The sequence below is a fragment of the Dyella sp. NPDC103356 genome, from assembly GCF_055584465.1.
This window is the reverse complement of record NZ_JBVJLZ010000001.1, coordinates 39132-64696: the sequence shown is the minus strand read 5'-3', so window position 1 is coordinate 64696 and position 25565 is coordinate 39132. Positions and strand designations below refer to the sequence as shown.

The window sequence follows — 25565 nt, the reverse complement described above, 5'->3', positions numbered from 1 at the left end:
TCATGTCGTGGATACTCTTGATTGCCGCCGCCCTGTTTGAAATCGTCTGGGCGATGGGCCTCAAATACACCGAAGGTTTCACGCGTCTTTGGCCGACCGTAGGAACGGTGGCTGCGATGATCGTGAGCGTCGTCCTGCTGGCGATGGCGTCGAAGCAGCTGCCTATCGGTACCGCTTATGCGGTGTGGACCGGTATTGGCGCCGCGGGCGCGGTGATTTTCGGCATCGTGCTGTTCAAGGATCCGGCTACGCCGATGCGTCTGGCGTGTGTGGGGATGATCTTGATGGGTGTGGTGGGGTTGAAGTTGGCGGGCGCTGAGTAGTCGAGAGCGCCCCCTCACCCCAGCCCTCTCCCCCGGCGGAGCCAGGGGAGAGGGAGCCGACAGAGGCAGCTTCAGTACTTCGAACTTGCGTAAACCTAGCTCCCTCTCCCCTGGCTTTGCCGGGGGAGAGGGTTGGGGTGAGGGGGCTCTTACTCCCGGTCACCCAGCTTGGTCATTTCCGGATTCGACGTGAAATCGCGCTTGCTGCGCTGCGCGGTGAGCGGCTCGCCGTGCACCTGGAACCACACGTTCTCGGCGATATTGGTGGCGTGGTCGCCGATGCGCTCGATGTTCTTGGCCATGAACAGCAGATGCGTGCACGGCGTGATATTGCGCGGGTCTTCCATCATGTAGGTGAGCAGCTGGCGGAAGTAGCCGGTATAGGCCTCGTCCAGCAGCGCATCGTCCTTCCACACCTGGTAAGCGCGCTCGGCGTCGCGGTCGCGATAGGCCAGCAACACTTCACGCACTTCGCCGGCCGCCAGTTCCGCCAGGTAGCCCAGCCCGGTGGTCGGGGCGATCGGCGCGACCAGCGACAGCGGGATCGAGCGCTTGGCCACGTTGGCGGCGTAGTCGCCGATGCGCTCGATGTCGGCGGCGATGCGCAGCGCGGCAAACACATTGCGCAGGTCGCTGGCGATCGGCGCGCGCAGCGCGAGCAGGCGCACGACGTCGTGGCTGATTTCCTGTTCCAGCAGGTCGATCGCGTCGTCGTTGTTGACCACATGCTGGGCGGCGCGCTCGTCACGGCGCTCGATCACATCGATGGCCGCTTCCAGCTGGCTGACGGCCAGTTCGCCCATGCGCACGATTTCGCCGGTGAGACGGGTCAGTTCGTCGTCGTAGCTCTTGATGATGTGTTCTTTGCTGCTGCCGCTCATGGTGTGGTCTCTTTATGTATGGGGCGCATCAACCGAAACGGCCGGTAATATAGTCTTCGGTCTGTTTCTTGCTCGGCTTGGTGAAGATCTTTTCCGTACGATCGAACTCGATCAGCTCGCCCAGGTACATGAACGCGGTCAGGTCCGAACAACGCGCTGCCTGCTGCATGTTATGCGTGACGATGACGATCGTGTACTCGTTCTTCAGTTCTTCGACCAATTGCTCGATGCGGCCGGTGGCGATCGGGTCCAGCGCCGAAGTCGGCTCGTCGAGCAGGAGCACTTCGGGCTTGAGCGCGATACCACGCGCGATGCACAGGCGCTGCTGCTGACCGCCGGAGAGGCCTAGCGCGTTCTGCTTGAGCTTGTCCTTCACCTCGTCCCACAACGCCGCACTGCGCAGCGCCTGCTCGACGCGGATATCCATGTCGGCGCGCGAAAGCTTTTCGTGGTGACGGATACCGTAGGCGACGTTCTCGAAAATCGTCATCGGGAACGGCACCGGCTTCTGGAACACCATGCCGACCTTGCTGCGCAGACGGTTCATCGAATAGCGCGGGTCGAGAATGTTCTCGTTGTCCAGCACGATCTCGCCCTTGGCTTCGAGCTTGGGGTAGATCGCGTAGATGCGGTTGAAGATGCGCAGCAGGGTCGACTTGCCGCAGCCCGAGGGCCCGATGATCGCGGTGACCTTCTTCTCCGGGATCTCCATGTTGATGCCCTTGAGCGCATGGAAACCCTGGTAGTAGAAGTGCAGGTCCTTGACGGCGATTTTCGTCGGCGCCAGCGGGGCGGACGCTACCGTGGACTGCGGTTGGATGCCGGCGGCGGCGGGCTCAGTCATGGGACACCTTGTTGCGTGAAAGGACCAGACGGGAAGCAAGGCTCAGCAGCAGCACGAACATGGTGACCACGAACGCGCCGGCCCAGGCAATGGCGTGCATCGCCTCGCCCGGGTCGTTGGCATACTGGTAGATCACCTGCGGCAGGCTGGACATCTTGTCCATCGGGTTGAAGGTCATGTAGTTGTTGCCGAACGCGGTAAACAGCAGCGGGGCGGTCTCGCCGCTGATACGTGCTAGCGCCAACAATACGCCGGTGATGATGCCCGAGCGTGCGGCACGCATCAGGATGTTCATCGTCAGTTTCCATTGCGGCACGCCCAGCGACAGGGCCGCCTCGCGCAGGGTCGACGGCACCAGGCGCAGCATTTCGTCGGTGGTGCGCACGATCACTGGCAGGGCAATCAGCGCCAGTGCGACGCCACCGGCAAAGCCCGAGAAGGTGGTCGAGCCACCGGTGAGCGCGGTGGTCGGCAGCACTACGATGGTATAGACGAACAGGCCAAGCACGATCGACGGCGCCGACAACAGGATGTCGTTGAGGAAGCGGATCGATTCACCCAATTTGGTGCGGTTGGCATATTCGGCCAGCCATGCGCCGGCCAGCACGCCGATCGGCGTAGCGATGGCGATACCGATGAAGTCGATGATCAGGCTGCCGATCATCGCATTGGCCAGGCCACCGTCTTCGCCGTAGGCGGTGATCTTGGTGAACAGCTTGAAGTCGATCGCGCTGATGCCCTGGCGTAGTGTTTCCCAGAGAATCCACGCCAGGAAGAACAGGCCGATCAGCGTGGCGACCATGCTCAGTGTCAGCGCCAGGATGTTCTTGATGCGGCGGCGCAGGTACAGCGATTCGTTGGTAGCCATCAGCGACCCTCCTTGAGCGCCAGGCGGCGCAGCATCAGACGTGCGATGAGCAGCACGATGAAGGTCACCACGAACAGCAGGAACGCGAGCGCCATCAGGCTGGACTTCTGCAGGCCCGCCGCTTCGCTGAACTGGTTGGCGATGGTCGAGGCAATCGATGCGCCCGGATCGAGCAGGGACGCCGACAACTGCATGGCGTTACCCAGCACGAAGGTCACCGCCATCGTTTCGCCAAGTGCGCGACCGAGGCCGAGGAAGATGCCGCCGATCACCGCCGAGCGCGTATAGGGCAGCACGATGTCCCAGGACACTTCCCAGGTGCTCGAGCCCAGGGCGTATGCCGATTCCTTCAGGCGCGTGGGCACCGTCTGGAACACTTCGCGCATCACCGAGGAAATAAACGGGATGATCATGATCGCCAGTACGATGCCGGCGGTCAGTACGCTCGCGCCGAACGGGTAATCGCTGCCGAACAGCTTGCCGACGAAGGTGTGCTCGGCGATCCAGGTCGGGTGGCCGCTCTCCGGCTTGTTGCCCAGATAGTTGGTCAGGAAGGGCTTGATATGGTCGGCGAAAAAGGGCGCGAAAATGAAAAGGCCCCACATGCCGTAGATGATCGAGGGAATGCCCGCGAGCAGTTCGATGGCCGACCCGACCGGCGTACGCAGCCACGGCGGCGCGACTTCCGACAGGTACAGCGCGATGCCGAAGCTCACCGGTACGGCGATCAACAAGGCGATAAACGAGGTGGCGATGGTGCCGTAGACCGGCACGAGGGCGCCGTAGCGGTCGTTGCCCGGGTCCCAGGTGGCGTCGCCGAGGAAGTGCCAGCCGAAGGTGCCGAAGGCGTGACGCCCGCCCCATAGCGTGGCACCGGCAGCGCCGAGCAGGGAAGCGAGCACGATCAGCGCGCAAGCCTTGAGCAGCCAACCGAACAGTCGATCGTTGCGAGCGTCGCGCAGGGCGCGCTCAGTGGGTGGAGCAATCACGGGAGCGACTGCGCTCTGTTCCGCTTGCATGAGATAGCCATCCCTCAATGCTTTTGTAGCTTTCAAAGTCCGGACGGCACAGGGCAGCCTGGCGAGTGGGCGGACATCCTCATGTCCTCTTTCAGCAACAAGCCGCCCGGTCCTGATAGGGCGGGCGGCTGCTTTGCCTGCTGCCGGGCATCATGCCCGGCAGCACGTGTTGATTACTTCTTGAAGTCCGACGCCCAGTAGGCTTCGATCTGCTTGACCAGGCTGTCCGGCAGCGCGACGTAGTCGAGCGAAGCGGCTTCCTGCTGGCCATTTTCCAGCGACCACTTGAAGAAGTCGAAGGCCACCTTGGCGTGCTCGGCGTTCTTCGCGGTCTTGTACATGACCACCCAGGTCGTCGCCGTGATCGGCCATGCCTTGGCGCCCGGCGCGTTGGTCATGATCACGTTGAAGTCCTTGGCCGAGGTCCAGTCCGCGGTGGCGGCGGCAGCGGCGAAGGCGTCGGCGTTCGGTGCAACGAACTGGCCGGCGGCGTTCTTCAGGTTCACCCAGGTGATCTTGTTCTTCACGGCATAGGCGTATTCGACGTAGCCGATCGAACCCTTGATCTGCTTGACGTACTGCGACACGCCTTCGTTACCCTTGCCGCCCACGCCGGTCGGCCAATCGACGGCGGTGCCGAACTTCACCTTGGTTGCCCACTCGGTGCTGACCTTGGACAGGTAGTTGGTGAAGTTGAACGAGGTGCCCGAACCGTCCGAGCGATGCACGACGGTGATCTTGCCTTCCGGCAGCTTCACGCCCGAGTTCAGCGCGGCGATCTTCGGATCGTTCCAGCTAGTGATCTTGCCGAGGAAGATGTCGGCGAGGGTGGTGCCGTCCAGCTTGATCTGGCCGGCATCGACACCGGTGATGTTGACGACCGGCACGATGCCGCCGACCACGACCGGGAACTGGCCCAGCTTGAACTGTGCGAGGTCTTCGGCCTTCAGCGGCGCATCGGTCGCACCGAAATCGATCGTGCCTTCCTTGATCTGCGCCACGCCGGCGCCCGAACCCACCGACTGGTAGTTCAGTTTGTTACCGGTCTTTTCGGCATAAGTGGCGGACCACTTCGACAGCACGGGGTAGACGAAGCTCGAGCCGGCACCGGTGATATCGGTGGCTTGAGCCGTCATGCCGAACATCGAGGCAGCGGCGATCGCAGCGGCAACGCCGATACGAGTCATGGATGAGGTAGTGATCAACACGGTCGCTCCTGGTATTAGAGGGCCACGGGGGATTCCCGCCCGCCCTCTATTTCATGCGGGGTGTGTTGCAATGAGATGAGTTGAATGTTTCAGCTTTATGACAACCGGCTATGTGTTGTCATCTTGCGACCGTGAAAGCCTTGTAAAGGAACGAGTTGCGAGAAACGAGAAATAAGTGCCCGCAAGGTCTTGCGGAGCCTTTTTGACCCACTTCTCACTCCTGTATTACAGGACGCCCAGCCCGATTTGCTCGCGCTCGAAGATTTCGAGCCGGCGCCAGCGGTTGACGATGGTGCAGAACAGCTCGGCCGTGCGCTCGGCGTCGTAGACCGCCGAGTGCGCCTCGCGCGTATCGAATATGTGTCCGGCCGCCTGCACCGATTTGCTGAGCACCGTCTGCCCGTAAGCCAGGCCGCTCAAGGTCACCGTATCGAAGGTGCTGAAGGGGTGGAACGGGTTGCGCTTGTGACCGGTGCGACGCACGGCCTCGTTCAGGAAGCCCAGGTCGAACGATGCGTTATGACCGACCAGGATGGCGCGCTGGCAGTCGTTCTCGCGCATCGATTCGCGCACCGCCTTGAAGATATGGTCCAGCGCCGAGCGCTCGTTGAGCGCGCCACGCAGGGGGTTGTCCGGGTCGATGCCGGTGATCTCCAGCGAGCGCGGGTCGATGTTGGCGCCGGGAAAGGGCTCCACGTGCGCGAACACCGCCGGATGCGGCCGTACGAAGCCGTCCTGGTCCATGCTCAAGGTCACCGCGGCGACTTCCAGCAGCGCATCGCGCTGCGCGTCGAAGCCGCCGGTTTCCACGTCCACGATGACCGGCAGGAAGCCGCGGAAGCGCTCGGCCATGCGGCCAGACATGCTGTTGCTTTGAATCTCCATCAGATAAGCATATCAGCCGAAAGGGTCGTCACGCTGTCTTGGACTTGTCACATAAGTTGCATTGAAACGTAAACACATAACTTCATCCTAACGACCGTTCGAGATCTGGGCGGCCAAGCGATCGTAGGGGGCGGTCCAGCGTAGTTACTTCCTAAATAGTGGAGATATTCCATGCGTTCTAAGTTGCTCGCGGTGGCGATTGCTGCCGGTTTGGGCGTTGCCAGTTTCCACGTCGCCGCGGATCCGGCGCCGGCGAAGAAGACCCACAGTACGAGCCAGGACTCTCAAGCTGCATCCAAGAACGCTGAAATCGAGGCGCTGAAAGCGCAGCTCGAAGCCTTGCAGGCCAAGGTCGCCGAGCTGGAGCAGCGCACCGACGCGCAGTCCGATATCAACGTTTCCACCGGCCAGAACATCGAAGCGGTGCAGAAGCAGGTAGTCGCGACCGACGCACAGGTCAAGAAGTCCAGCGACAAGCTTTCCTATAAGGGCGTGAACATCACGCTGGGTGGCTTCCTCGCCGCCGAAACGATCTATCGCTCGCATTCTGAAGGCGCCGATATCGCGTCGAGCTTCAGCGCGATTCCGTACAAGAACTCTTCGGTCGGCCGCACCGCCGAAACGCGCTTCAGCGCCCGTCAGAGCCGTATCTCGCTGCTCGCCCAGGGTGACGTGAGCCCGGATACGCATGTCGCCGGTTATATCGAGGCCGACTTCATCGGTGGCGCGCAGACCGCCAACTCGAACGAGAGCAACTCGTTCAACCCGCGCGAGCGCAACGTCTACATGACGGTGGACTGGGACAACCCGGGCCTGCACCTGCTGGCCGGTCAGAACTGGTCGCTGCTCACGCTCAACAGCAAGGGCATCACTCCGCGTACCGAGCTGACCCCGCCGCAGATCGACGCGCAGTACCTGCCGGGCTTCACCTGGGCTCGCCAGACGCAGATTCGCCTGGTCAAGGATTTCGACAAGACCTGGTGGCTGGGTATCTCGCTGGAAAACCCGCAGACCACGTTCGGCGTGAGCCCGAACCAGGCCAAGGCGCCGGTGCAGCCGATCTACAACATGCCGGCAGGTTCGGGTTTCGACTCGGCCAACACGCTGTCGCTTAACCACATCCCCGATGTGGTCATCAAGCTGGCTGCCGATCCGGGCTACGGTCATTACGAGCTGTTCGCTTTGGGCCGCGCGTTCTACAACCGCTATAACGATGGCACGGGCAACAGCAACCACGACGTCTACGGTGGCGGCTACGGTATCGGCCTCGTCCTCCCGTTGGTCGAGAAGGTGTTGGACTTCCAGTTCTCCGGTATGCAGGGCCGCGGTATCGGTCGTTACGGCAGCGCGCAGATGCCTGACGTGACCTTCCGTCCGAATGGCTCGATCGCTCCGATCAAGGAAAACATGTTGCTGGCGGGTCTGACCCTGCACGCTACTCCGGATTTCGACATCTACGGCTTTGCCGGTCGCGAGCGTCAGAGCAAGGAAGCGTTCAACTACAACGGCATCGCACTCGGCCTGGGCAACCCGCTGTACAGCAATGCCGGTTGCGATATCGAAGGCGGCAGCTGCGTCGGTCAGAGCAAGCAAATCTGGCAGGGTACGGCAGGTTTCTGGTGGAAGTTCTACCAGGGCAAGTTCGGCCGCGCCCAGTTCGGTGCGCAGTACTCGCACACCGAGCGCGAAGCGTTCGAAGGTATCGGTGGCGCGCCGAAGGCGAAGGAAGACATGTTCTTCACCAGCTTCCGCTACTACCCGTTCTAAGCTTTACGATTATCAGAAGGGAGTTCGACCCATGGATGGAAAACGGCGGGCTTTGCCCGCCGTTTGCTTTTTTGCGGGAGCGCCGCTCAGGCGGCCAGGATGCTGGCCGCTTCTGACGGGGCGTTGCCGAAGCGCGGCTCGCGTTTTTCCAGAAATGCGGACATGCCTTCGCGTTGCGCCGGATGTCCGTAGAGCGCGTAATACATCTGCCGCTCGAAGCGCATGCCTGGCTCAAGGCCGACCTGCTCGGCCATGTTTACGCTGGCCCTGGCCATCTGCACGATGTCCCGCGGGTATCCTGCCACCTGCCGAGCGACGGCCCGGGCGGTCTTGGCCAGATCGCCGGCTGGCATGACGCGACTGACCAAACCGATGCGCAAAGCCTCCTGCGCATCGATCAGGCGGCCGGTGAGTATCATGTCCATGGCCTGCGCACGACCGACCAGACGGGTGAGGCGCTGCGAGCCACCGATCCCGGGTATGCAGCCGATCTTGACTTCCGGTTGCCCGAAGCGTGCGGTGTCGGCGGCAAGAATCAGGTCGCACATCATGGCCAGTTCGCAACCGCCGCCCAACGCATCGCCGGACACGGCAGCCAGCTTGGGCAATCGAAGCGCGGCGAACCGGTCCCAATCGCCGAAAAAATCGGCGGCCTGCATCGAGAAGTAGGATTGATCGGCCAGTTCGCCGATATCCGCGCCAGCGGAGAAGATCCGCTCGTTACCCGTGATGATCAGGCAGCCGATGCGCGGATCGGCATCGAATGCGGTTGCCGCGGCCAGCAATTCCTTCATCAACTGCGTGTTCAGTGCATTGAGCCGACGAGGGCGGTTGAGGACGATGGTGGCAACGCCGGCATTTACTTCGGTTTCTATGGTTTCGTATCGCATTAGCTGTCCCAGATGGCTCCAAACGCGGGGATGCCGAGGCTTTCGAGATCGTGCACAACCCGGCGTGTCAGTTTCTGATTGGAAATCACGATGACGGCTTCGGCCGATGTTTCGCGCACTGCCTGCAGAGCCAGCGTCGTGAGATCCGGTTTGCCTCTCTCATCGGTATCCCAGATCAGCGGGCTGTCCGTGTGTGCGAGGATTTCATCGACCAATGCATTGCCATATGTCTTGCGTGGCGAGCGCGTTGACCAGATCAGACGGCACGGCACACGCCCTTCGAATAGATGAGGAAGGATGGGGCCAATGCCGGAGCCCGTTCCAACGTAGACCACACGGCGAAACAGCACTTCGATCCTGGCTACCCCCGAGGTGGTGATGCCCTTGACCCAGACCTTGTCAGGCGGGTTGTCGATGAACCTGCCGGTCCAGTCGCCGGCTCGGCTGATCACCAGTCGATAACCGGTCTGGCCGGGAGTCGGGACATTGGCAAATGCGTGATATTGGCCAAAGGGCGTCAGGCTGATAGCGTTGGAGCTCCCGCAAAATGGCGTGTCGCCGTAGTCGAAGCGGGTCAACGCCACATGCTGCGATGGCCTGACGATGTTCACATCGACTTTTTTCAGGGTGAGCCATGGCGATGCAATGGACAGCGTGAGCAGGCACAGCATCCAGAACGCGGGACTATGCAGCAGATCGCCATGGAAGTCGCTCACGATGGAGACGGTTTGGATCCAGAACAGAATGAGCACGGACCAGCCTGCGATGCGATGCACCTGTTCAAATACATCGTGAAAACGTTGGCGCATCGGCGCCATGGCCGAAACAATCATGGCCACCATCAGGCCCAGCATCAATGCACTGGACGCCAAAGTCAGATTCGATGGCGCGCTGGCGCCATTGAGCCGATTTGCGACCATGGCCCAAAGCAGGAATCCGAACCAGGCGCTTCCTGCTACGGCGGAAGCCGAGTGCAGACCGCCAAAATGGAAGACCTTGCCCGCCCCCCAGCGGATCCATAGAGGCCACGTCGTAGGGATGCGTGTGGCAAGCCAGAACAATGCGTTGATGACGCGTTGCTGACGAATCAATATGGCGATACTGAGATTGATCAGCGCCATGTCCGCAATGGATTGTAAGGCGTAGCCCTGGTTTGCAGTCGAAGCCTGATCGAGCCAGCCGTTCACGAATACGGCGATATTGACGATGGCGACCAGAAAGTTCAGTCGGCGATATTCCATCAATGCGGGATGTCGCGTGACGCGTCGCCAATGTTTGGCGCCCATGGAAAGCTCGGATGCCTGCGCGTTCATCCGGCGGCTCTCGCATCGTGGGCTTGCAGATGTTTGTTCGCCATGGCCAGCAGCAGGCGCTTGTCCAGCTTGCCGCGTGAGGTGTGCGGCAAGGCATCGAGCGGAAGCAGCATGACGGGTACGTAATAGTAAGGCAGCGCGGTAGCGACGCTGTGCAGCGCTCCGTTGACGTCGATCGAAGCGGGTGTGGCGAAGCTGACCAAGTGACGATCGTTGAGCTTGAGCGTGACGGCCTGTTTGCAGCCGGCGCTTTCGAGCACGGAGGTGACGGCCTGCAATTCGACACGGAAGCCCCGGATTTTCACGACATCGTCGGTTCTGCCCAAATGCTCCAGTTCGCCGTCAATCGTCCAGCGCCCCAGATCACGTGTGCGAAACATCATGTGGCCGGGCCGGAAGGGGTCGGGGCGATAGCGCTCTGTAGTCAGCGATGAGTTGTCCAGGTAACCGGCGGTAACGCAATCGCCACCCGCCCACATTTCGCCCGTTGTGCCCATGGGCAGCGCATTGAGATCGTCATCCAGTATGTAAACGGTATTGTTTGGTGTCGGACGGCCAATGGAGAGAACCGGCTTGGCCGGATGATGTTTCTCCATGGTATTGACGATGGTGGTCTCGGTCGGGCCGCAGGAGTTGTAGAAATGGCAGAACGACGACCACGCATCCGCCAGCGGGCGAGGGCACGCCTCTCCTGCAACGGCGACGCTCTCGATGTGGCGGCATCGTTCGATATCCAGCGATGCGAGAATGGACGGTGTCGCAATGAGTATGTCGACCTTTTCCGCGGTGTCCTGAATGGACTTGTCGCGGATCACCAGCGACGCTCCATTGGACAAGGCTCCCAACGTCTCCCACGCCGCCATATCGAAGGCGATGGACAGGACCTGGCCGACTTTCACGCCAGGACGCATGCCAAGATCGCCGGGTGACGTCTGCAGGATATTGCACAGATTCCGATGGGTCACTCGCACCCCATTGGGGACGCCGGTGGTTCCTGAGGTAAAGAGAATGATCGCCACATCATCAGGATGCGCCACGTCTTTCCTATCGTCCGGCAACGGCGTGGAGCTTGCCTCGGCCATGACATCTTCGATGCAGATGATCTGTCGCTGGGCATCGGCCGGAAGGTTCGCGCTCAGCTCGCGCATGGTCAGAATAACCTTTGCATTTACGGTCGCGGAGATGTGCTTGAGCATGTCCGGGGGCGCGACGCCGACGTGCTGCGGCACATAGGCGGCGCCAAGACGCAGTGTCGCGACGATACCGACCAGCATGGGCAACGAGCGCTTCAAAAAAAGCAAACCGCGTCGCCTCTCCGCACGCCGCTGTCGTACAGACGTGTTGCCAGTCTGTCCGCGGCAGCGTCGAGCTGCGCGTATGTCAGGCTTTTTCCAAGATATGTCGCCGCGATGGCGTGCGGCTGGGTTCTGGCTTGATAAGCAATGGCCTCGGAAATCGTGGAGAAGCGCGGCTGCACGCTTGCACCCCAGCCGAAGGCGTGGAATTGCTCGCGATCCCACGGAGAAAGTTCGCGGAAGGGATCTGCTGATCGGCCTAATGGGAAGAAAGCGACATTGGGATGGCCGACATGGTCAGCTCGTCGGTCGCCGGCCGTTTCGACGGTGGTGGCCGCATGAACATGCTTGTCGGATAGGCGCAAAGGCTGCGCGAGTTGCGCACGTCGAGTGCTCATTTTGTGGACTCCTGTCTCGTTGATGGACTGCTTGACAGGTTTTCGGTCCGGCCGCCGAGTCGGTTACGCTTATGGCATGTAGGCGCTGGCGAAGCGTCTTTGTAAGAAAGCGACTACTTCTCGCGGAGACGTGCATAGGCTCCGGCGGTTTCGCTTATGTTGGAGCGTGGCCTCTCGAGATCGAGGCCGCGGTGAAGGAAAAGGCCGCGTTTTTCAGCCTGAAAGACAAGTCTTCATCGGTATTTTTCCGCCGGGCAACCGCGGCTTTGCGACGCTTTTTTCACTGGGCACCGCACGCATGCGAAGCGTCAAGGCGTGGGCGCCGGTCCTTCCGCAAGCGCTGTGACGTTCCATCCACCGCCCAATGCCCGGATCAGGTCCACGCTTGCCTGCAGTCTCCGTGTGCGTACCAGCTCTGCCGTGCGTTCCGCCTGCAATGCGCTGGTTTGAGCGCTGGTCACGTCGAGATAACTCACCACGCCTTCCTTGTAGCGGTTGGTGGCAAGTGTCTGCGATTCCTTGGCGGCGGCGGCGGCGGTGTCTTCCTGCATCGCTTCGCGGCCGAGCTCCTGCAATAGCGACAGGTCGTCTTCGACCTGCTGGAATGCATGCAGTACGACAGCGCGATACTGGCCCGACGATGCGTCGAGCTCTGCCCGCGCCTGGGCCAGACGTGCGCGCCGTAGACCACCGTCGAAAAGATTCAGCGAAGCGATGGGCCCCAACGCCCAGAAACGGTTACCCACGCTCAACAGGTTGCCATGGCCGGTATCCTGCCAGCCGAACGCCGCGCTGAGGCTGAGTGTGGGGAAGAAAGCCGCTCGCGCTACGCCGATATTGGCGTTGGCCGCGAACGTTCGTCGTTCCGCCGAGGCGATATCGGGGCGTCGCTGCAGCAGCGTCGAAGGAACGCCAAGAGGGATAGCGGGAATGGCGAGGGATTCGGCTTGCTCGGGGAGCGAAAAATTCGACGCCGGTTCGCCGATCAACGCCGCGATCGCGTGCACGGTGAGCGCGCGCTGTGCGCGCAGCTCGGAGGTTTGCGCCTGCGCGTCGGCGTACTGCGCATTCGCGCGCGCAACATCCAGGCCCGATGACACGCCGCCCTCCATGCGCTGCTCTGTCATATCCTGGCTTTGCCGGTAGGCATCGAGCGAGTCGCGCAGGATTCGCGCCTGCATGTCGTAGCCGCGCAGCTTGATGTACAGGTCGGCCAGTTGCGCCTGCAGACTGAGCTGTGCCGATGCAAGGTCCGCCGCTGCAGCATCGCTCTGCGCGTGTCCTGCGGCGATTTCGTTGCGGATGCGTCCCCACAGATCCAGTTCGTAGTCGGCGGAAAACTGCAGCGTATCGCCGTCGTATTCGTTGGGCTGGTTGGCACCGCGTGTCGGGCGGTTATCGGACTGGCGGTTGTTGGTCGGGCTGGCCGATACGCCGGCATGCGGTACGGCGCTGGCATGTAATTGCTGCTCGAAGGCACGCGAGGCTTCGTAGCGGGCCAGCGCGACGGCGATGTTCGGATTGTTCTTGTTGAGCCGGTCCTCCAGTGTGTTCAGGCCCGGATCGCCATAGACCGTCCACCAGTCGCCACGCGAGGCGGTATCGCCCGGCGCTGCGATAGCCCAGCCATCGGGCGTGGCTGCACCCTGGTACGCATCAGGCAGCTTGCCCATGTCCGGACGCTGATAGGTCGGGGCGAGCGAGCAGCCGCCCAGCGTCAACAGCGTGGCTAGCGACAAGGCGCGCCATGGCAAGCCTGCCGATTCAGTTCGCCTTGGCATGACCTTGCTCCTGGGGCTGGGATGCTTCCTGCACTTGATCGCCCTGCATCAGCGAATCGGAGGGGTGGTCGATGATGCGATCGCCGCGCACAAGACCGTGATCGATCTGCAGGCGATCGCCCAAATCCATGGCAATGTGCACATCGCGAAGCTCTACGCGATGGTTTTTGCCGATAACCGCGATCTGTGGGCCTGCGGCGCGGAACAGCAAGGTGGTGGCCGGCACGGTAACGGTGCGCGGGTCGCTGCTGAGCGGCAGATGCACTTCGGCGAAATCGCCGGGGAGGAGATCGTTGCGCGGATTGTCTACGCGAAACTGCGCCAGCAGTGTGCCGGAAGATTGATTGATCGCGCTGGAGTTGCCTATCAGTGTGCCGGTGACGGTTTCGCCGCCGTGGCCCAGGACGGTGAGCTCCACCTGCATGCCCGGTTTGATCGATGACGCGTAGCCTTGTGGCACTTCCGCATACAGTCGCATCTTGCTGGTATCGGCCACGGTGAAAAGCGGCTGTCCGTTTTCGTTGTTTGCGGAGATCAGGTCGCCGATATCCGTATGCCGGGTAGTCACCGTGCCGTCGAACGGCGCGGTAATTCGCTTGAACGATTCCAGCGCCGCGATGCGATCGACATCCGCCTTGGCGGCGAGCACGTTGGCGCGTGCGCTCTCGGCCTCACTGGCTTTTTCGTCGGACTCCTGTTTGGACACCGAGCGCGATTGCAGCAAGTTTTGCCAGCGCGTTGCCGTGGTCTCGGCAAGACGCACGTTCGCCTGCGCGCGAACGAGCCCGGCCTTGGCCTGTTCATATTGCTGATCCAGTTCGGGCGTATCGATCACGCCCAGCACATCGCCGGCCTTGACCTTGTCGCCGATATCGGCGTTCCAGCTTTTCAGGTAGCCGCCGACACGCGCATGGATCGGTGCGCTGATCCATGCGTCGAGATGGCCGGGCAGGGTCATGCTTTGCGCGCCGCCGCTGGTGGCCGCCTCGATCGTCTGCACGGTCGGCACCAGTTGCGCGTCGGTCCATTTGACCAGGTTGCGCGATTCGACGCTGCGCAGGGAAAGCCCGATTACCACCGCGGCAACGGCCAGGCCCAACCCGATGGTGATGGCCAGGCGAAGGCGTGGCGGGCGCGTGGGTGTCGCGGCGATGGCGTCATGCGACATGGGGAGTATCTCCGAGTAGACGAGGTGTGGCAGGCGCCGGCGCGGTGCGGCCATGCACGATCGAGAAGATCACCGGTACGAACAGCAGCGTGGCAAACGTGGCGAACAGCAGGCCGCCGATGACCGCTCGTCCCAGAGGCGAGTTCTGTTCCTGGCTGAGCGCCATCGGCAACATGCCGATGACCATCGCCAGCGCCGTCATGCATACCGGACGGAATCGCGTGAAGCCGGCTTCCAATGCGGCCTTGAGCGGATCGCCGTGTTCGGCAAGCCGTTCGCGGCAGAAGCTCACTACGAGAATCGAGTTGGCGGTAGCGACACCCATGCACATGATCGCCCCGGTCAATGCTGGCACCGACAGGCTGGTATGGCTGAGGAACAACATCCATACGATGCCGGCGAGCGCCGCGGGCAATGCGGTAATGATGACGAACGGGTCGAGCCACGATTGGAAATTGACCACAATCAGCAGATAGATCAGCACGATTGCGCCGACGAGGCCGAAGATAAGGCCGCCGAAGGCTTCGTTCATGGTGCCGACCTGGCCGTGCAGGCTCACCAGCGTACCTTTGGGCCGGGTCTGGGCGAAATCGTTCAGCACCTTCTGCACGTCGTGCGCGACGCCGCCGAGATCGCGCCCCTGAATCGCTGCGTAGATATCGTAGGAAGGCATGATGTTGTAGTGCGAGACCACCGCTTCGCTGGGGCCGCGCGTGAACGACGCCAGGCCGCCGAGAATCTGTGTCGCGTGATCATTGGCCGAGGTCACCGGCAAGCCGGTCAGATCGGCCATCGAGTCCATCAGGTATTGCGGCGTCGCCGCGACGATCGCGTACGACACGCCATTCTTGGGGTTCAGCCAGAACGCCGGCGCCACCTGCGAACTGCCGGCCAACGAAGCGACCATGCTGTTGGTGACATCGCGTTCGGTAATGCCCAGACTGTCGGCACGGATACGATCTACTTTCACGTTCAACTGTGGGTAGCTCGAACTCTGTTGCAGGCGCACGTCGGCGATGCCGGGAATCGCGCGCATCTTCTTCATGATCTCCATCGCGTAGTCTTCGTTGGCGATCCGATCGCGGCCGGCAATGGACACGTCCAGCGGGGCGGGCGCGCCAAAGTTGAGAATCTGGCTGGTCATGTCCGCGGGAAGGAACGCAAATTGCGTACCCGGGAACTGGCGCGGCAGTGTCTCGCGCAGCGTCTTGACGAAATCGGCGCTGGGCTGGTGATCGCTCTTGAGGACGATCTGAATGTCGCCATCCTGCGGTCCGATGGTGCCACTGCTGTTGTAAACCAGGTTGGTGCCGCTCAACGGCAGGCCGATGTTGTCGATCACGGTGTCGAGCTGATCGGGCGGAATCACCTGCCGCACGGCGCGCTCGATGCGATCGAACTCCGCCGCGGTCTCTTCGACGCGTGTGCCCATCGGTGCGCGCACGTGCATCGCAATCGAGTCCGAATCGATTGCAGGGAAGAAATCGCGCCCCAGTGTGGGTACCAGTGCGAACGACACCAGCACGAAAGCCAGGAAGCCCATGATGAAGCGTTTGCGGTTATCCAATGCCACCGTCAGCGTGGCGTAGTAGACGTCGCGTATGCGCGTGAAGCGTTGTTCGAAGCCGTGTTGAAAGCGCACCAGGGCATGCACGAATGCATTGCGCTTGCGCGGTGGGTGTTGATCGCCCTCGTGGTGGTTGATGTAAGGATCTTCCGGATGGTCGCCTGGGCCGTTTTCGGTGCGATGCGGCTTGAGCAGGAACATCGCCAGCGTCGGTACCAGGGTGCGCGACAGCACGAACGAGGAGGCCATGGCGAAGATCACCGCCAGCGCCATCGGCCGGAACAGGAAGCCGGCGATGCCGTTTAGCATGAACATCGGCACGAAGACGATGCAGATACACAGCAGCGAAACGAAGGCGGGCGTCACGATCTGCTTGGCGCCATCCATGATGGCCGTCATCACGTCCTTGCCCTGTTCGAGATGCCAGTTGATGTTCTCGATCGTCACCGTCGCGTCGTCGACGAGAATGCCTACCGCCAACGCCAGGCCGCCGAGCGTCATCACATTGAGGGTCTGGCCGAAGGTGGCGAGCAGAGCGATAGCCGACAGGATCGATAATGGAATCGACAGCGCGATGATGACGGTCGAACGCCAGCTGCCCAGGAACAACAGGATCATCACCGACGTCAGCAGGGCCGCGATGATGCCTTCGCGAGCCACCGAGCTGATCGCCGCCTTGACGAACAGCGACTGGTCGGCAAGCAGGTTCATCTTCAGTGATTTCGGTTGCGTCTCCTGGATCAATGGCAACAGTTTCTTGATGCCGGCCACCACGTCGAGCGTCGAGGCATTGCCATTCTTCAACGCAGGCATCAGTACGGCGCGTTTACCGTCCACGCGTACGATGTTGTTCTGCGGCGGCGCGCCGTCGCGAACATGGGCCACATCGCCGATGGTGATGGTCGCGCCGTTGACGGTCTTGATCGGCAGGCGATTAAGTTCGTCGATCAACGTAGGGCTGTTGTTGAGCTGGACGTGATATTCGTAGGTGCCGATCTTGGCGGTGCCGACCGGAATGATCTGGTTCTGCGCGTTGAGCGCATTGCCGACGTCCTGTGCGGAGAGGCCTTTGGCAGCCAGTGCTTGTGGATTGAGATCCAGCGTGACCTGCTTCTGCTTGCCGCCGTAAGGTGTAGGAATCGCCACGCCGGGGACGGAGATCAGCGTGGGACGCATGAAGTTCTGCGCGATATCGCGAATAGTGGCTTCGGACAGTTCAGAACTGGAAAGCGCCATCTGCAGAACAGGTACGGTCGAAGCGTTGTAGTTGAGAATCTGCGGTGGCGTGATGCCTGGCGGCATCTGCTTGACCACCGTCTGCGAGATCGAGGTCACCTGCGCGGTGGCGGTGCGAATGTCCACGCCCGGCTGGAAAAAGATCTTCACGATGCCTACGCCGGGAAGCGACTGCGATTCGATATGTTCGATATCGTTGACGGCCGTGGTCAGCTGGCGCTCGTAGTAATAGATCACACGGCCGGACATCTGGTCTGGCGGCAGGCCGTTATAGCTCCACACCACGCTGATGACCGGAATGCCGATGTTTGGAAAAATGTCGGTTGGCGTGCGCAACGCCGCCAACGGGCCGGCGATCAGGATGACCAAGGCCAGCACGATGAAGGTGTACGGCTTGGAAAGGGCGATGCGGACGAGCGCTAGCATGTGCGGCGCTTCGAAGCGAGCGTGTGTGACGCGGACGTGACAACCGATGGGTTATCCGTGCGGGTGAACCATGAGCGGGTCATCAGCTTTATGTCTGGCGTGCTTCGGGCGGAAGTACCCAGGGCCATGATGGGCGCCGATGCTTGTGGAAACCTTTTGGGTAGGGGCGACTTCGTTCGAGGTTCACTGCAGGGGCGATTTTCCGTCGCGACCCACGGTTGCTTCACGGCTTGTCGCGACTAAAGTCGCTCCTGCAAAGACAACAAGCCGCCAATCAACCAGGCAAGGCCTGCATCCGAATCCGCACCAACAACCCATGCCCGGCCGGCGATTCGAGCAATTCGATCTGCGCGTCATGCAATTGCACTGCGCGCTGCACGATGCTGAGGCCCAGGCCAAACCCCTGTGATGCACTCTCGGTCTCCCGATGAAACGGCTGGAATACCGCTTGCCGCCGTTCGGCCGGAATGCCCGGGCCGTCGTCGCAGATATCGATCACCGCCAGCGTATCGGCGCGCGTCACGGCAATATCGACCTGGCCGCCCTGCGGCGCATAGCGCAGGGCGTTCTCGATCAGGTTGCGGAACATGGCCGTCAGCGCCACCTCGTGGCCGGATACCCGCAGTTCGCCTTCGTCGTGATTCAGACTAAGGGCGATGTCCTTCTCGGCAATTGTCGGGGCGAGTTCCTCGACCGCTTCGGTAGCAATCGTAATCAGGTCCAATGGCATGCGGCGCTGCGACGCGGCGCCGGCTTCCAGACGAGCGATAGCCAGAATCTGTTCGATGCGCCGGCCGAGCCTGGCCAGGCTGCGCTGCGCATTCTTCAAGGTGAATTCGACTTCGCTGGCATTGTCCGCGATGAGCGCGCTTTCCAGATGGATCATGGTCGCCGCCAGCGGCGTGCGCAGCTCGTGCGCTACATCGCTGGCAAAGCGATGCTCGCGTTCGATCGTGTCTTCCAGTCGTTCCAGTTGCTGGTTGAGCGTCAGGATCAGCGGCTTGATCTCTTGCGGCGTACGTTCGAGCGAGATCGGTTGACGACTGCCTGGCGTTCGCCTGGCCAGCAGGCGTGTCAACAGATCGAGCGGGCGCAGGCCGCGCTTCACCGCCAGGCTCACCAGGATCGCGAGCAACGGTAGCCCGATCAGCAGGGGCAGGCTGTGCTCAAGGATCAGACCGCGGGTGATATCGCGCCGGTTGTCGTAACGCTCACCGATGCGGATCACCAGCCCGAAGCGGTTCTTGAGCGTAAAAATGCGCCAGCGATGATCGCCATGGTAAAGGTCGCTAAAGCCGCGCTCAGCCTCGGACGGCGGAGCCAGGTCGGCCAGGTTCGCCGTGGCGGCAATCAGTTTGCCGCGCGGGTCGTAGGCCTGGAAACCGACTTCGGGTTCGTAGTTGCGTGGATGCACCGAAACGACCACGCTGCCGCGTTGTACATCGCTGGGCAGCGTGAAGCCGGACGACGAAGGCGCGGGAAAGGAGGTTTGGCTGCTTGCGATCAGGCTGCCCAGCGTGCGGCCTGCCTGTGCCAGGCGACCATCGAGCAGCTGATTCATCTCGCGCTGTTCGCGCCGATAGCTGATGGTCCCCAGCGGAATCAGCACGACCACCAGGACGGCGATGATCAGCCAGGTCAGGCGCGTGCGCAGGCTGGCGGTTTTCATGGCGTGTCGTTCATTTGGGGTCTCGCGGGATCATATAGCCGATACCTCGGACCGTATGGATCACATCGGCGCTCAGCTTGCGTCGCAGCCAGTGCACCTGCACTTCGATGGCGTTGCGATCGACCACGGTATCGAAGCCGTAGACGGAATTCTCCAGCGCTTCGCGGCGCACGATGCGGCCTGCACGCTCCATCAGGATACGCAGCACCGCAAACTCGCGGCGAGTGAGGGTGACACTCTTGCCACGGAAGGCGACTTCCATGGTCGCCAGATCCAGTCGCAGGCCGCCAACTTCCACGAGGTTGTCAGCAAGGCCTTGTGCGCGCCGTGTCAGCGAGCGGATGCGCGCCGCCAGTTCGCCAAGATGGAACGGCTTGACCAGATAGTCGTCCGCACCCAGGTCGAGTCCGCGGATGCGCGTTTCCAACGCGTCGCGCGCGGTCATGACAAGGATGGGGGTCTTCACGCCATCGCGCCGTGCTTCGGCCAACACGTCCAGGCCATCCTTGCCGGGCAGGCCAAGATCCAGCAGCACCAGGTCGATCGAGCCGTCGCTCATCGCTGCCATCGCCTGTCGGCCGTCTTTGAGCCAGGTCACCGCATACGACTGATGCTCAAGCGCGTGCTTGATCGCTTCCCCCAGTTCGATGTCGTCTTCCACCAAAAGTATGTGCATGCCTGGTTGTACCGTGGTGTCGGGACGGTTGAGGGAATGGTTGGCGATGTTTTATACCCTGGGCATCATCGCCGTGTTTGCTTTTGCGTAGCTTATGTATTTTCCGAAAGCCAGCGGCCATGCGGATTTTGCGACTTTCGTTCCGGAACTTTTCAGGTAGGGGGTTGCCTAACTCCCGCCCTTTAGATAGCTTTCTTGCTATGCAGCATATCCGTCGCCACACATTCTTTTGCCTCACATGCCTTCTGGGCATGCTTTTGGCTGTGGCGTCGTCCGTGTTTGCGTCATCGAGCCAGTTTGAGCGAATGTTCAATCAGGTGACGTCATCGGTACATGTCGACCAGGTCGACAGCCAAGGTCAGGATCACGGTGATCTCAGCAAGTTTGGCGTCGTCTATGACAATAGCGACGTCGACGAGAGTGTCATTGTTCCCGACATGTTTGTTGTGGTGTTACTGCCCCGTGCGGCGGATGCGCCACACCCTGCCCATTGCGCAGGCTTCAGTCATTGCGGAGCCCTGACTCCGCGCCCTCCATCGGTCTAATCCCCAGGCAGGGTTTGGTGCGCCCGCCCGGCGTACCACGTTTGCGAGCAAGTCCCTAGACGCCTTTCAGGCGTAGTGCCAGCTTGCCTTGCCCTCGGCCTTTATCTCGATCCCCCACGTTCCTCTTTCGCTGTCGCCGAATGATCGGCGCGTCGCGTCGTGGACCGTGTTCGACATCCCACTGCCGTACCCCAACGAGATCATGACCATGAAACGATTGATTGAAGGTTTCGACCTTTTCCGCCGCGAAGTCTTTCCCGAGCAGCGTGAGCTGTTCAAGCGCCTGGCCGACAAGCAGAGCCCGCACACCTTGTTCATTACGTGTGCCGATTCGCGCGTCATGCCCGAGATGATTTTCTCGGCCCAGCCGGGCGAGCTGTTCGTCTACCGCAATATCGGCAATATTGTTCCGCCCTATGCCCAGCATGTGAGCGGTGTCGTCGCGGCGATCGAATACGCCGTGAAGGTGCTGGAGGTGCAGCACATCGTCATTTGCGGCCACTCCGATTGTGGCGCGATGAAGGCATTGATGAACCCGGCTTCGCTGCACAACAAGCCTTCCGTGCAGGCCTGGCTCAAGCACGCCGACGTAGCTCGTTACGTCGTTGCCGAGTTCGGCGCGACCATGACCGATGCCGAGACGTTGCGTCGCCTTACCGAGGAAAACGTGGTCGGTCAGCTGGAGCATCTGCGCACCCTGCCTGCCGTCGCTGCCGCTATTGCCACGGGGAGCCTGAGCATCCACGGCTGGATCTACGACATCGAGCATGCGGAGATCACGGCATTCGATGCGCAGGGCGGTCGCTTCGTCAGGCTCGACCCGACCTCGGGCGAGGTGCCGGAGGCGACGCCGCATGCGCGTTTTCTGACGCCTGTCTCGACGGCAAACGCTGCCTAAGGAATTCTCATGCGTGCTTATTTTTCAAATGGATTTTTTGGACGCGACCTGTTGGGATCGGTCGTCGTCTTTTTGGTGGCGCTGCCTTTGTGCATGGGTATCGCCATCGCTTCGGGCATGCCGCCGGCAACCGGGCTGATTACCGGCATTATCGGTGGCGTAGTGGTTGGCATCTTTGCCGGCTCGCCGATGCAGGTCAGCGGCCCAGCGGCCGGTCTGGCGGTTTTGGTGTTCGAGCTGGTGCGTGAGCATGGCATGGCTGCGCTCGGCCCGGTTGTCCTATTGGCCGGCGTCATTCAGGTCGTCGCGGGCCTGTGCCGCGCCGGCGTATGGTTCCGCATGACGTCGCCGGCGGTGATCGCCGGCATGTTGTCGGGCATCGGCATTCTGATCGTCGCATCGCAGTTGCACGTGTTGATCGATGCCATGCCCAAGGCGCGCGGACTTGAAAACTTTGCCGCATGGCCACCCGCCATGATGAACGCGATTCGTGGCCTCGAAGGCGGTGGCAATCTGGCGGCGCTCGGCGTGGGTGTCGGCACGATCGCGATCATGCTGGCCTGGGAAAAACTGCGTCCGGCCAAGTTGCGCTTCGTACCGGGTGCCTTGCTGGCAGTAGTTGCGTTGACGGCGATCGTGCAGTTCTTTGCGGTCGACGTGAACAAGGTCGACGTGCCGTCGAATCTGTTCGCCGCCATCAGCCTGCCGGGGTTGAGCGATTTCGCTAACGTGTTGCAGCCGTCGATGCTGATTGCAGCGGCCACGTTCGCCTTCATCGCCAGTGCGGAGACGCTGTTGTCTGCCGCGGCCGTGGATCGCATGCATGACGGCCCACGTACCAAGTACGACCGTGAGTTGACTGCGCAAGGCGTAGGCAATGTGCTTTGCGGTTTCCTGGGTGCGTTGCCGATGACCGGCGTGATCGTACGCAGTGCCGCCAACGTACAGGCCGGTTCGGCGACGCGCATGGCGACCATCCTGCACGGTGCGTGGATGCTGGTGTTTGCGTTGTTGTTGCCGTGGCTGCTGCGTATGACCCCGGTGGCCTGTCTGGCCGGCATCCTGGTCTTCACCGGTGTGAAGATGATCAACCTGAAGCAGATGAAGTCGCTCGCGGCTTACGGTAAAGGCACGGCCGTGGTTTATCTGGCGACCACGCTGGCGATCGTCGCCACCGATCTGCTGACCGGCGTGATCATCGGTTTTGCCGCGTCGCTGTTCCGTCTGGCGTTGCTGTCGTCCAAGCTCAAGATCGGTCTGAATCATCACGACGAACCGGGCAATGCCTCGTTGCATCTGGAAGGTTCGGCTACGTTCCTGAAGGTGCCGAGCATGGCGCGCACGCTGGAGCAGGTGCCGCCCAATACCAGCCTGAAACTGGTGCTCGATCGTCTGCATCACGTGGATCAGGCCTGTCTCGAGCTACTGCGCGATTGGAGTCGCAGCGCGTCGTCGCGCGGCTGTGAACTGGTGGTCGATTGGGATGAGCTCAATCGCAGGGTCGAAGGGCAGAAGAAAGCTGCCTGACGAGTGCCTGCTCCGGCCACCGCCTCCCTCTCGTATTGGTCGGAGCGGGCACGTTTCTTAGGAATTTGTAGGAGCGACTTCAGGGAATCTCGAATGACCTCAGTTTTCATCGTCGCCCCGGCGAACGCCGGGGCCCAGCGACTTCAACACGGTGAAGCGTAAGGCACTGGGTCCCGGCGTTCGCCGGGACGACGGATAGGATGGGTTATCAGGTTCTCTGATATCGCTACTACAGAATTGGCGCTACTCGACAGTCTTCTGTTTGTAAGCGCACAAGTCACGAATCACGCAACGCGGACATTCCGGCTTGCGCGCCTTGCACACGTACCGGCCATGCAGAATCAACCAGTGATGAGCGTCCTGTTTGAATTCGGCCGGTACGTTTTTTTCGAGCTTGTCTTCAACCGCGCGGACGTCCTTGCCGGGTGCGAGCCCGGTCCGGTTGGAGACGCGGAAGATATGCGTGTCCACCGCAATGGTGGGATGGCCGAATGCGGTATTGAGCACTACGTTGGCGGTCTTGCGGCCCACGCCGGGTAATGCTTCCAGCGCTTCGCGCGTATCGGGGACTTCGCCGTCGTATTGCTCGACCAGGATGCGCGACAGCGCAATCACGTTCTTGGCCTTGCCGTTGAACAACCCGATCGTGCTGATGTATTTCTTCAGCTTTTCTTCGCCGAGCTTGAGGATGGCTTGCGGCGTATTGGCGACCGGGTAGAGCTTCTTGGTGGCCTTGTTGACGCCGACGTCCGTCGCCTGCGCCGACAGCACGACGGCGACCAGCAATTCGAACGGCGTGGTGTAGGTCAGCTCGGTGGTCGGATGCGGGTCGAGTTCGCGCAGGCGCGAGAACATGTCGACGATATCAGCGCGCTTCACGATTTGGGATCCTGCTGTTTGGCCTTGGCGCGAGCCAGCGCGGCCAGGACGGGATTGACTGGGCCGGCCTGCGCGCCGACTTCGACCTTGCGTGCCGCAAGTTCCGCTTCACGGTGTTCGCGTTGTCGCGCCACGCGCGTCTCGCGGCGCTTGAAATGCTGGCGCGCTTGATCAGCATGTGCCTGATCGATCTGCGCCAACGGCATCGGCTCCAGCACGATGCAGTCGACCGGGCAGGCCGGGACGCAGAGCTCGCAGCCGGTGCAGTCGTCGGCCACTACCGTGTGCATCCATTTTGCCGCGCCCACGATCGCATCGACCGGACAAACCTGGATACATTTGGTACAGCCGATGCAGTCGGCTTCGACGATGCGTGCCAAGGTTCGCGGCTTCTCGATCCCGTGCTCGGGATCCAATGGCAGCACGGGTTTATCCAACAAGGCCGCGAGCTTGGCGATACCGGCTTCGCCGCCTGGCGGGCAATAGTTGATCGGCGCATCGCCATGGGCGATCGCCTCTGCATAGGGCCGGCAGCCGTGATACCCGCATTGCTCGCATTGCGTCTGCGGTAGCAAGGCATCGATGCGGTCGACCAGTTCGCTCATCCCAGCGGCCTCAGTGCCTTGGGTACCAGGTAGCTCTTTCCGTCGTAACTGAGGCGATAGGTTTGTTCGTCGTTGTCCGTCTTGCTGTCGCACTGGCCATCTTTGCCGGCGACCGAGACGTCCGATGAGGATTTTTCCGTAACCCGAATGTCGGCATAGCCGTTGTGGGTGGCCGAATCCATCGCCAGTGTACGGTCGGCGCCCTCGAAGGTTCCGGCGCAATTGGTGTCCCATTCGCCGCCGTTCCTATGGGTGACGATGCCGTCCAGCACCGGGCGAAGCTGGTCACGATCGATCACGTACAACCACAGGTTCGCTTCCTCGAAAGGATTCGCGCGCGAATTGTTTGCCTGAGTAAGACGTAAGCCAAAGGCGATGGTGCCGGGGGCCAATTGGTAGCGGGCGGTATCCAGCTCGACACTGTGAATCTGGATCGCATCATCGGACATGCGGCCGGCCAGCTTCAGTCTTTGCTGCACTTTCAAGGTAGCTTTGTCGAGCACCAACAATTCGAGGTCACCTTCATTTTCATCGCCACCCGTTTTGGTTATCAAGGGGACAGCGACCAGCAGCGACTGAGGCTGTGCCGGCCAGGTCTTGCAGACCAGTGCATGGGGATCGGAGCCGATGCTGTCTGACGACGGCAGGGTGATGACCGCGCCGTCCACGGTAAAGCTGTCCTTCGCTGTCGACTTCGCCTTGGGATAGGCCTGCTGAACGATAGCTGCAGCGCGCTCGATGCAGTCGTCGGTGGCGGCATAGGCCAGATGCGCGACAAACAGCAGGCTCATGGCGAACAAAAGACGATGTGTCAGCGGCATGCGAAAAGAAATCCCTGTGCAGTAATGAAAACGACGCGCAGATCACTCGGCGCGTCGCGGTGTCCCTGCTGGCAAA

General features: G+C 61.5%; 20 protein-coding genes and 1 pseudogene. 4 read left to right on the top strand and 17 right to left on the bottom strand.

What is annotated here, in order from left to right:
* Positions 1–2 precede the first annotated feature (2 nt).
* Positions 3–323 carry a quaternary ammonium compound efflux SMR transporter SugE gene (gene sugE, locus ACZ6WW_RS00305; RefSeq protein WP_465272488.1) on the top strand — a complete coding sequence of 107 codons (321 nt, stop codon included), beginning with the start codon at positions 3–5 and terminating at the stop codon, positions 321–323.
* 149 nt (positions 324–472) lie between these two features.
* On the opposite strand, the gene phoU is transcribed toward sugE, so the two are convergent.
* The 6 genes from phoU to rnt all read right to left on the bottom strand — a co-directional run bounded on the left by phoU (position 473) and on the right by rnt (position 6028).
* Positions 473–1204: a phosphate signaling complex protein PhoU gene (phoU, locus tag ACZ6WW_RS00300; protein ID WP_465272487.1), complete on the bottom strand. Its 732-nt coding sequence runs from the start codon at positions 1202–1204 to the stop codon at positions 473–475.
* Between the two features lie 28 nt (positions 1205–1232).
* Complete coding sequence (gene pstB, locus ACZ6WW_RS00295) at positions 1233–2048, bottom strand: phosphate ABC transporter ATP-binding protein PstB (protein WP_281852624.1); 816 nt, start codon at positions 2046–2048, stop codon at positions 1233–1235.
* The gene (gene pstA, locus ACZ6WW_RS00290) at positions 2041–2916 is read right to left on the bottom strand and encodes a phosphate ABC transporter permease PstA (protein WP_281852625.1); all 876 of its coding nucleotides are present in this window, start codon (positions 2914–2916) and stop codon (positions 2041–2043) included. The genes pstB and pstA overlap by 8 nt, the downstream gene beginning before the upstream one ends.
* Positions 2916–3935 carry a phosphate ABC transporter permease subunit PstC gene (gene pstC / locus ACZ6WW_RS00285; RefSeq protein WP_465272486.1) on the bottom strand — a complete coding sequence of 340 codons (1020 nt, stop codon included), beginning with the start codon at positions 3933–3935 and terminating at the stop codon, positions 2916–2918. Before pstC ends, pstA begins: the two co-directional genes overlap by 1 nt.
* Before the next feature lie 173 nt (positions 3936–4108).
* On the bottom strand, positions 4109–5122 hold the full coding sequence (gene pstS, locus ACZ6WW_RS00280) for a phosphate ABC transporter substrate-binding protein PstS (protein WP_465272991.1): 1014 nt from the start codon (positions 5120–5122) through the stop codon (positions 4109–4111).
* 246 nt (positions 5123–5368) lie between these two features.
* On the bottom strand, positions 5369–6028 hold the full coding sequence (rnt, locus tag ACZ6WW_RS00275) for a ribonuclease T (protein WP_465272485.1): 660 nt from the start codon (positions 6026–6028) through the stop codon (positions 5369–5371).
* 171 nt (positions 6029–6199) lie between these two features.
* On the opposite strand from rnt, the gene ACZ6WW_RS00270 reads away from it, so the two are divergent.
* Positions 6200–7795: a coiled-coil domain-containing protein gene (locus tag ACZ6WW_RS00270; protein WP_465272484.1), complete on the top strand. Its 1596-nt coding sequence runs from the start codon at positions 6200–6202 to the stop codon at positions 7793–7795.
* 86 nt (positions 7796–7881) lie between these two features.
* Here the strand turns inward: ACZ6WW_RS00270 and ACZ6WW_RS00265 are convergent, their stop codons facing one another.
* From ACZ6WW_RS00265 to ACZ6WW_RS00230, 8 genes and pseudogenes are all read right to left on the bottom strand, one after another.
* The gene (locus ACZ6WW_RS00265; protein WP_465272483.1) at positions 7882–8685 is read right to left on the bottom strand and encodes an enoyl-CoA hydratase-related protein; all 804 of its coding nucleotides are present in this window, start codon (positions 8683–8685) and stop codon (positions 7882–7884) included.
* On the bottom strand, positions 8685–9998 hold the full coding sequence (locus ACZ6WW_RS00260; protein ID WP_465272482.1) for a hypothetical protein: 1314 nt from the start codon (positions 9996–9998) through the stop codon (positions 8685–8687). The genes ACZ6WW_RS00265 and ACZ6WW_RS00260 overlap by 1 nt, the downstream gene beginning before the upstream one ends.
* Positions 9995–11691, bottom strand: a pseudogene (locus tag ACZ6WW_RS00255) (amino acid adenylation domain-containing protein). Before ACZ6WW_RS00255 ends, ACZ6WW_RS00260 begins: the two are co-directional and overlap by 4 nt.
* A gap of 308 nt (positions 11692–11999) precedes the next feature.
* Complete coding sequence (locus tag ACZ6WW_RS00250) at positions 12000–13472, bottom strand: efflux transporter outer membrane subunit (RefSeq protein WP_465272481.1); 1473 nt, start codon at positions 13470–13472, stop codon at positions 12000–12002.
* A complete protein-coding gene (locus tag ACZ6WW_RS00245; protein WP_281852634.1) occupies positions 13456–14640 on the bottom strand; it encodes an efflux RND transporter periplasmic adaptor subunit in 1185 nt (394 codons plus the stop codon). The genes ACZ6WW_RS00250 and ACZ6WW_RS00245 overlap by 17 nt, the downstream gene beginning before the upstream one ends.
* Positions 14630–17869, bottom strand: coding sequence for an efflux RND transporter permease subunit (locus ACZ6WW_RS00240; protein ID WP_465272480.1), 3240 nt, complete (start codon positions 17867–17869; stop codon positions 14630–14632). Before ACZ6WW_RS00240 ends, ACZ6WW_RS00245 begins: the two co-directional genes overlap by 11 nt.
* 274 nt (positions 17870–18143) lie before the next feature.
* Complete coding sequence (locus tag ACZ6WW_RS00235; RefSeq protein ID WP_465272479.1) at positions 18144–19538, bottom strand: sensor histidine kinase; 1395 nt, start codon at positions 19536–19538, stop codon at positions 18144–18146.
* A gap of 10 nt (positions 19539–19548) precedes the next feature.
* Positions 19549–20214 (bottom strand): response regulator, encoded by a 666-nt coding sequence (locus ACZ6WW_RS00230; RefSeq protein WP_281852637.1) that lies wholly within the window; start codon positions 20212–20214, stop codon positions 19549–19551.
* A 753-nt stretch (positions 20215–20967) separates the two neighbouring features.
* Between ACZ6WW_RS00230 and ACZ6WW_RS00225 the strand changes: the two genes are divergently transcribed.
* Entirely contained in the window at positions 20968–21657 is a 690-nt protein-coding gene (locus ACZ6WW_RS00225; protein WP_281852639.1) for a carbonic anhydrase, read from the top strand.
* Positions 21658–21666: 9 nt separating this feature from the next.
* On the top strand, positions 21667–23184 hold the full coding sequence (locus ACZ6WW_RS00220; protein ID WP_465272478.1) for a SulP family inorganic anion transporter: 1518 nt from the start codon (positions 21667–21669) through the stop codon (positions 23182–23184).
* Positions 23185–23427: 243 nt separating this feature from the next.
* Here the strand turns inward: ACZ6WW_RS00220 and nth are convergent, their stop codons facing one another.
* The 3 genes from nth to ACZ6WW_RS00205 are packed head-to-tail and all read right to left on the bottom strand — an operon-like array spanning position 23428 to position 25459.
* On the bottom strand, positions 23428–24063 hold the full coding sequence (gene nth, locus ACZ6WW_RS00215; protein WP_465272477.1) for an endonuclease III: 636 nt from the start codon (positions 24061–24063) through the stop codon (positions 23428–23430).
* Positions 24060–24668, bottom strand: coding sequence for an RnfABCDGE type electron transport complex subunit B (locus tag ACZ6WW_RS00210; protein ID WP_465272476.1), 609 nt, complete (start codon positions 24666–24668; stop codon positions 24060–24062). The genes nth and ACZ6WW_RS00210 overlap by 4 nt, the downstream gene beginning before the upstream one ends.
* A complete protein-coding gene (locus tag ACZ6WW_RS00205) occupies positions 24665–25459 on the bottom strand; it encodes a PA3715 family protein (protein WP_465272475.1) in 795 nt (264 codons plus the stop codon). Before ACZ6WW_RS00205 ends, ACZ6WW_RS00210 begins: the two co-directional genes overlap by 4 nt.
* Positions 25460–25565 lie beyond the last annotated feature (106 nt).

Bases quoted from the DNA above. Each gene is read 5' to 3' on its own strand.
- sugE (WP_465272488.1), top strand. From the start codon at position 3: ATGTCGTGGATACTCTTGATTGCCGCCGCCCTGTTTGAAATCGTCTGG.
- phoU (WP_465272487.1), bottom strand. From the start codon at position 1,204: ATGAGCGGCAGCAGCAAAGAACACATCATCAAGAGCTACGACGACGAA.
- pstB (WP_281852624.1), bottom strand. From the start codon at position 2,048: ATGACTGAGCCCGCCGCCGCCGGCATCCAACCGCAGTCCACGGTAGCG.
- pstA (WP_281852625.1), bottom strand. From the start codon at position 2,916: ATGGCTACCAACGAATCGCTGTACCTGCGCCGCCGCATCAAGAACATC.
- pstC (WP_465272486.1), bottom strand. From the start codon at position 3,935: ATGCAAGCGGAACAGAGCGCAGTCGCTCCCGTGATTGCTCCACCCACT.
- pstS (WP_465272991.1), bottom strand. From the start codon at position 5,122: ATGACTCGTATCGGCGTTGCCGCTGCGATCGCCGCTGCCTCGATGTTC.
- rnt (WP_465272485.1), bottom strand. From the start codon at position 6,028: ATGGAGATTCAAAGCAACAGCATGTCTGGCCGCATGGCCGAGCGCTTC.
- ACZ6WW_RS00270 (WP_465272484.1), top strand. From the start codon at position 6,200: ATGCGTTCTAAGTTGCTCGCGGTGGCGATTGCTGCCGGTTTGGGCGTT.
- ACZ6WW_RS00265 (WP_465272483.1), bottom strand. From the start codon at position 8,685: ATGCGATACGAAACCATAGAAACCGAAGTAAATGCCGGCGTTGCCACC.
- ACZ6WW_RS00260 (WP_465272482.1), bottom strand. From the start codon at position 9,998: ATGAACGCGCAGGCATCCGAGCTTTCCATGGGCGCCAAACATTGGCGA.
- ACZ6WW_RS00250 (WP_465272481.1), bottom strand. From the start codon at position 13,472: ATGCCAAGGCGAACTGAATCGGCAGGCTTGCCATGGCGCGCCTTGTCG.
- ACZ6WW_RS00245 (WP_281852634.1), bottom strand. From the start codon at position 14,640: ATGTCGCATGACGCCATCGCCGCGACACCCACGCGCCCGCCACGCCTT.
- ACZ6WW_RS00240 (WP_465272480.1), bottom strand. From the start codon at position 17,869: ATGCTAGCGCTCGTCCGCATCGCCCTTTCCAAGCCGTACACCTTCATC.
- ACZ6WW_RS00235 (WP_465272479.1), bottom strand. From the start codon at position 19,538: ATGAAAACCGCCAGCCTGCGCACGCGCCTGACCTGGCTGATCATCGCC.
- ACZ6WW_RS00230 (WP_281852637.1), bottom strand. From the start codon at position 20,214: ATGCACATACTTTTGGTGGAAGACGACATCGAACTGGGGGAAGCGATC.
- ACZ6WW_RS00225 (WP_281852639.1), top strand. From the start codon at position 20,968: ATGAAACGATTGATTGAAGGTTTCGACCTTTTCCGCCGCGAAGTCTTT.
- ACZ6WW_RS00220 (WP_465272478.1), top strand. From the start codon at position 21,667: ATGCGTGCTTATTTTTCAAATGGATTTTTTGGACGCGACCTGTTGGGA.
- ACZ6WW_RS00210 (WP_465272476.1), bottom strand. From the start codon at position 24,668: ATGAGCGAACTGGTCGACCGCATCGATGCCTTGCTACCGCAGACGCAA.
- ACZ6WW_RS00205 (WP_465272475.1), bottom strand. From the start codon at position 25,459: ATGAGCCTGCTGTTTGTCGCGCATCTGGCCTATGCCGCCACCGACGAC.